Raw genomic sequence first — 6,602 nt, 5'->3', positions numbered from 1 at the left:
AGATGTATATAAAAGACAGAGCTACACCAACCTGTGAATGGATCCTGTACAATCCCTGTACAGGATGACAGTGGGTGGAGAGTATCACTGTCATTGTGTACATGGACTGTACACAATCCACCCGGCAAGGATAGCCAGATCTCAGAGCATTCACATCCCTGTGAAATTGATCCTGTACAATCCCTGTACAGGATGACAGTGGAGTTGGCTGGTAAATTTATAGTGGCTACCTTCCTAAATGTGGAATTTATTCAAGGACAATTCCTAACCATGCCGGGATTGGCTTTACCTTTAGATGCTTTCATGCACTGACCCACAAAGAAACCAATCATTTTTTCCTGGCGTTCTGCTACCGGGAGCCAGTGGTACGGTCAGTTACATTGTGCAGATTGATTGACAGCGGATAATCCCCCAACCCTGTAAAGCCATATTTCCTGACTGATAAATCATCAGTAAGAAAACATTCGGGTAAAAATCAATCACAAATACAACATTAAATCATTAAATCATTAAATCCAGTTTCTACTGATTCAAATCAAGAAAACAAAACCCCAGCAGTTTTTAAATACTCACAACTTCATACAGACAACTTCATATAAACAACAAACTTAAAAAAGTTAATCACACTCATTTGCTGAATGCCTGACCCGTATAAAAAATCCAGTTTCACCGATCAATAATTACACAACAGTTATAAGCATCATAAACAGCCATGAGCTAACAATAGCCATGAGCTAATAAAAAGTGCTTTAACGGAGGAAACAATGGAACTTTATTACAAACTTAATGACCGCCCCCCGCTGGCCAAGTGTCTTATACTGGGGCTTCAGCACTTACTATCCGCACTCCCTGGAATCATTGGAGCTCCCTTGGTTATTGCCTCGGTTCTCGGATTTTCTGTTCAGGAAACCATCATTCTTGTTAATGCTTCATTGTTGATGTCCGGACTGGGCAGTATTGTTCAGGCAATGGGGCTGGGTGTGGGGCGCTACACTCTTGGTGCAAAACTACCGGTGATTCAGGGCACCAGTTTTGCTTTTGTCGGGGTCGCTATTTCCATCGGTTTTCAATACGGTTTTGCGGCGGTTATCGGGGCGACCATTGCCGGCGGTTTTTTTGAAATGCTGCTCAGCTTTATCATGCCCCAGGTGAGAAAACTCTTTCCACCGGTTGTTACGGGCACTGTCGTCTGCTTGATTGGTATGACAATCTTTCCCGTTGCGGTTGACTGGCTTGGCGGTGGTGCGGGCGCAGAAGACTACGGTAGTCTGGTGAACCTTGGTGTGGGCATGGCCGTGTTTACGGTGGTTGTGGTACTGAACCAGTGGGGCAAGGGTTTTATTTCTGCTGCTGCTATTATCATCGGTTTAATCACCGGCTATATGCTCTGGTTTGCCCTCGGTCGACTGGATCTTACCAGTGTCTCAGAAGCGGCCTTCATTGCCATTCCCACGCCTTTGCAGTTTGGCGTCGAATTTCACGCGGGCGCTATTATTGCCATGTGCATTGCCTACGTCGTCTCCATGGTGGAGTCCACTGGTGATTATCTGGCACTGTCCAATTATTGCGATACCCGTCTGGACAGCAAAAGGCTCAGTGCCGGTATCCGCTGGGAAGGGTTGAGCAGTATGATTGCCGGTCTGTTCAATTGCACCGCGACCACCTCTTTCAGCCAGAACGTTGGCGTTGTCGGGGTGACCGGTGTTGCCAGCCGCTATGTGGTGATGGCTGCCGGTGGCATCCTGCTGGCTGCCGGTCTGTTACCAAAACTGGGCGCCCTGATTGCCAGCGTGCCTCAGCCAGTGATTGGGGGAGCAGCTCTGATTATGTTCGGCATGATTCTGTCCGGCGGTATCGGCATCATCAAAACCATTGAGTTTTCCCGACGAAATACCATGGTACTGACACTGGGTGTCGCTACCGGGCTTGCCGTCACCTACCGCCCGGAAATTGTTGGCCAGCTGCCTGAGGCCCTGAAAGCCATTATGGGTAATGGTATTGCCCTGGGAGCCATTGTCACGGTATTCGCCAATCTGATTCTGCCAGGACAACGGATGCTGGCTGAAGAAGAGGATAGTCATGGAGAGCCTGCGGCTCAGAACAGCTAACCACTGTCGTGAAAGAAAATACCAGGCTCCCATACGAAGGTGGGAGCCTGGGGAAGCCTGCTTCAGGCGAATGCAAACCAGAGTAAAACCACACCCAGAACCATTCGATAAATCACAAATGGCATTAAACCAATCCGGTTAATAAACGCCAGAAAGTAATAAACACAAATCCAGGCACTGACAGCAGATACCAAAGTCCCAACCGCCAGCGTGCCCCAGTCTACCGGAACGGTGCTTTTCACCAGGTCCAGCATCAGCAGGCTTCCCGCGCCGATAATCACCGGAATCGATAACAGGAAGGAAAAGCGGGCAGCGGCATCACGGGTGAAGCCCATCATCAGGGCGGCCGTCATGGTAATCCCTGAGCGCGAAGTTCCGGGAATTAACGCCACGGCCTGGGCAAAACCAATGAACATGGCCTGCCGGAAAGTCGTCTGCTCCAGCGGTTGAACTCTTTTCCCTTTAAGGTCTGCCCAGCCAAGCAACACACCAAAAATCAGCGTGGTGCCAGAAATCACCGCCACTGTGCGCATGGCTTCGTCCAGTCCCATCATTTTCAGCGCAAGGCCAAATACCACCGCTGGCAGTGTGGCAAAAATCAAATACCATCCCAGCCGGCTGTTAAAAGTAGAACCTTTCCCGATAAAAGAACCCAGCCAGTCTCTGGCAATGGCAAACAGGTCTTTCCAGAAATAAGCGATGACGGCGGCCAGCGTCCCCATATGAACGGCCACATCAAACGCCAGCCCCTGATCCATCCAGCCAAGCAGTTGCGCAGGCAATATCAAATGGCCAGAGCTGGAAATGGGTAGAAATTCAGTGATGCCCTGGATAAGTGCCAGAACAATAGTCTGTAGGGTATCCATAACAATTCGTCCTGTTTATCAACGTTCTGATTTTTTCAAAGCCACTTTATCCCGGAGATAAACCGGCATGGCCTGCTCAGCAGGTAAAACCCTGCCCTGTTTAAAGTCGGCAGCCGCCAGCAAGGCTATATCCTTAGCATGGGGCCAGACTTCCACCTGACAATCCATCACTGTGGCAGACATTCGATCCCGGAAGGCCCAGCCGGTACCCATCCCAAACCAGTGCTTATCAATAGAAGGGACGATGACATTTTCCGGAGCCGCGACCATTTCGCTGACAACGGGTACCATCAGACCATCCGATTCCGAAAAAGCCCCCCAGTAAACCTCACCCATTCGTGCATCAATGGCGCTGAGAACCCGTGAAGCCTGATATTCTCTCAACCCCTGTTGAGCCAGGGCGGCCAGCGTTGATATGGGAATAACCGGAAGATCAACCGCGAATGCCAGCCCCTGAACCATGGCCGTAGCTACTCTCAGGCCGGTAAATGCACCGGGACCACGGCCAAAAGCCAGGGCATCCAGCTGCTTCAGGCTTATACCAGCCTGAGCCAGAATGGCTTCTACCATCGGCAACAGATCACGACTGTGGCGACGAGGTGTCAACTCAAAACGTTCGATCACTTCGCCATCAAGATTGAGGGCAACGGAACAGGCTTCCGTGGCGGTATCAAGAGCAAGCAGTTTCATGGGGAGTCATCAACTCTATGGAGAGTTATCGGTTCTGAAAAGGAACACCATTGTGAAAATACAACGGGTTCATTACAACACTGTTTTCATCTATTACAAAAAAGCCGGCGGTGTTTGCACACCCCGACTTTATATACTCAGCTTGCCATTAGCAAAACTCAGACAGCAACTGGCTTTAGCGTATCCAGCACCTGTTGTTTGATATCAGCCACAGAACCAACACCTTCAATGCGGCTGTAACGGGTATCACCACCCAGTTGCTGATAGAAAGCAACCAGCGGTGCGGTCTGATCATGGTAAACACCCAGACGCTTGCGAACGGTCTCTTCTACATCATCAACACGCTGAACCAGAGCTTCACCAGTGACATCATCCTTACCCTCTTCTCTGGGTGGATTGAAAACAACATGATAAGTACGGCCACTGTCAGAGTGAACCCGACGACCACTCATACGCTTGACGATCTCTTCATCTTCAACCGCAATTTCGACAATATGGTCAATAGCAACGCCCGCATCACGCAGAGCTTCAGCCTGAGGAATGGTGCGGGGAAAACCATCAAACAGGAAGCCACTGGCACAATCGTTTTCTGCGATGCGCTCTTTCACCAGGGCAATGATGATGTCATCAGAGACCAGGGCACCCGAGTCCATCACTGCCTTGACCTTTTTACCCAGCTCAGTACCATTTTTAATGGCAGCACGCAGCATATCCCCGGTAGAAATCTGAGGGATACCGTACGCTTCCATGATAAATTGAGCCTGAGTCCCTTTACCGGCACCCGGTGCACCCAGCAGAATAACGCGCATGAAAAGCTCCTGTTGCCAGCCATCCGTTCTCAGCAAGAGATCGTTTTATAGAGGCTTCGTCTGGCCTGGAATATTTGACGGATTTATTGATGCTTTCAATAAGAAGCGCAATAAAAAGCGGACAAGCATATACAGCCAGACGTCTGGTGACAAGTTTGGACTTTTCACCAACTTTTCACCAGACTTCAGGCATCCTACCCGTTTGTTTGAAATTTATTGTTTTTCAACAATCACACTACCAATGGAATACCCCGCTCCAAAGGAGCAGATAACACCTTTGTCACCAGAACCAAGGTCTATAGAGTGTTTATGAAATGCAATAATGGATCCCGCAGAACTGGTATTAGCGTACTCATTCAAAATGACTGGCGCTTCCTGAGGTAAGGGTTCACGTCCCAGAAGTTTACGAGCCACCAGCTGATTCATGCTCAAGTTAGCCTGATGCAACCATAAACGGCTCAAATCATTGGGCGAAATATTCAGCGATTGCAGGTGTTCAGAAATATGTTTCACCACCTGTGGACAAACCTCTTTGAAGACCTTCCTGCCATTTTGGACAAACAGCTTATCAGGTTGACCGACACCTTTTTCATCAGCCCGGTTTAAAAAGCCGAAGTTATTACGAATGTTATTGGAGAACTGAGTCCAGAGATGACAGCCCAGCACCCTATAGTTATCTTTCCGCCTTGCAAGATCTTCCCGCTCCAGCAAAACCGCTGTACAGGCATCGCCAAAAATAAAATGGCTGTCCCTATCCCGAAAATTCAGATGGCCAGAGCAAATTTCCGGATTCACCATTAACACCCGTTTAGCCGAACCACTGCGAATAGCGTCAACGGCGGACTTGATGCCAAAAGTGGCAGAAGAGCAAGCCACATTCATATCGTAGCCATAACCGCCACCACCCAGAAATTGCTGAATTTCAATGGCAATGGCGGGGTAAGAGCGTTGCATATTGGAACAGGCGACAATAATCATATCCACCTGGGAAGGGTCAACCTGAGCCTGGGCAAGGGCGCCTCTGGCAGCATGGAGTGCCATTTCACACTGAACGGACATATCTCCATTGGTACGCTCCGGAATCAGCGGTGCCATCCTTTGCGGATCAAGCACCCCTTCACGATTAACCACATACCGATTAACAATCCCGGATGCTTTTTCAATAAACTCACTACTGCTTCCAGCCAATGGCTCCAGTTCACCGGCAGCAATGGCGGCTTTGTTTTTTTCATTCTCCTGGTCAACCCAGGTATTGAATGCATTGACCAGCTCATCATTACTGATGGCCCCCGGCGGGGTATATAACCCGGTACCACTGATCACTACTTCTGGCACAATCACTCCATCACATGCTTATTATCTTTTATTTTTTGCATCTTATAGCAGGCTAAAGAGCAAGGAAACTACTATCTATAATATGTCGTCTACCACCTTCTGACTACCCTCTGAACAGTTATTATACGGGAGTTCACCCAGACCACATTTAAAGCCGGTCACGGTTGTTAATGTCCTGTTCGCCTGATTACTTCATAGCACATAAGGTCAACAGTTTAACTGCGTCCTTCTCACTTAAAAGTTTTACTCCCTGGTTTTGCAGGCAGGCTTTAAAATGAGACACATCCAAAGGGTGATCCACCTTTTCCGATGGAAGCATTCTTATCACCCTATAAATTTGATTGGAATCCAGACTGACGTTGCGAGCGATTCCGTTAGAACCGACAATCGTACATTGATGCTTACAAACAGGATTCACGGTATTACATTTGGGGGCAATCCTGAAACAACACACCCACTGAATAATAGCTTCTTTCGGACTCATCCTATTTCCCGTTTGACCAAGTACCCAAACACCCAAACACCCAAACACCCAAACACCTGATCCCTGACCAGAAATTTCAGAAAAAGTTCCACTCTATTTCAGCAAAAAAATCGAATAACCTCGTTCCCACGCTCGGCGTGGGAATGCATAGCCAACCACAGGAATCGTGTCTGTGGTTGGGTCCTGGCGCTACCACGCAGGACCCACAGGGCCTAAAAGCGTGGGAGCGAGGAGGGTTTTGCGACAACCGCCTTCGCGAGGATGTCGGTCGGGGGGTGTTTTGCCCTTTTGCGACACCCTCGAAGGCGGG

The 6,602-nt window shown here is 49.0% G+C and carries 5 protein-coding genes and 1 pseudogene; 1 reads left to right on the top strand and 5 read right to left on the bottom strand.

Annotation, left to right across the window (positions count from 1 at the left end; all coding sequences use genetic code 11):
- Positions 1–251: 251 nt before the first annotated feature.
- Positions 252–347, bottom strand: a pseudogene (locus RM811_RS03785) (hypothetical protein); the annotation flags it as partial.
- A gap of 417 nt (positions 348–764) precedes the next feature.
- On the opposite strand from RM811_RS03785, the gene RM811_RS03780 reads away from it, so the two are divergent.
- Positions 765–2,108: a uracil-xanthine permease family protein gene (locus tag RM811_RS03780; protein WP_402520913.1), complete on the top strand. Its 1,344-nt coding sequence runs from the start codon at positions 765–767 to the stop codon at positions 2,106–2,108.
- A gap of 62 nt (positions 2,109–2,170) precedes the next feature.
- On the opposite strand, the gene RM811_RS03775 is transcribed toward RM811_RS03780, so the two are convergent.
- The 4 genes from RM811_RS03775 to RM811_RS03760 form a co-directional block, all read right to left on the bottom strand.
- On the bottom strand, positions 2,171–2,974 hold the full coding sequence (locus RM811_RS03775) for an undecaprenyl-diphosphate phosphatase (RefSeq protein ID WP_402520911.1): 804 nt from the start codon (positions 2,972–2,974) through the stop codon (positions 2,171–2,173).
- An 18-nt stretch (positions 2,975–2,992) separates the two neighbouring features.
- The gene (tsaB, locus tag RM811_RS03770) at positions 2,993–3,664 is read right to left on the bottom strand and encodes a tRNA (adenosine(37)-N6)-threonylcarbamoyltransferase complex dimerization subunit type 1 TsaB (RefSeq protein WP_402520909.1); all 672 of its coding nucleotides are present in this window, start codon (positions 3,662–3,664) and stop codon (positions 2,993–2,995) included.
- Between the two features lie 158 nt (positions 3,665–3,822).
- On the bottom strand, positions 3,823–4,473 hold the full coding sequence (adk, locus tag RM811_RS03765) for an adenylate kinase (protein ID WP_402520908.1): 651 nt from the start codon (positions 4,471–4,473) through the stop codon (positions 3,823–3,825).
- Between the two features lie 213 nt (positions 4,474–4,686).
- Positions 4,687–5,808: a beta-ketoacyl-ACP synthase III gene (locus tag RM811_RS03760; protein WP_402520906.1), complete on the bottom strand. Its 1,122-nt coding sequence runs from the start codon at positions 5,806–5,808 to the stop codon at positions 4,687–4,689.
- Positions 5,809–6,602: the final 794 nt, after the last annotated feature.

The organism is Endozoicomonas sp. (assembly GCF_031844845.1).
In the GTDB taxonomy this organism is placed as follows: domain Bacteria; phylum Pseudomonadota; class Gammaproteobacteria; order Pseudomonadales; family Endozoicomonadaceae; genus Endozoicomonas.
This window is presented reverse-complemented; position numbering and strand designations above follow the sequence as displayed.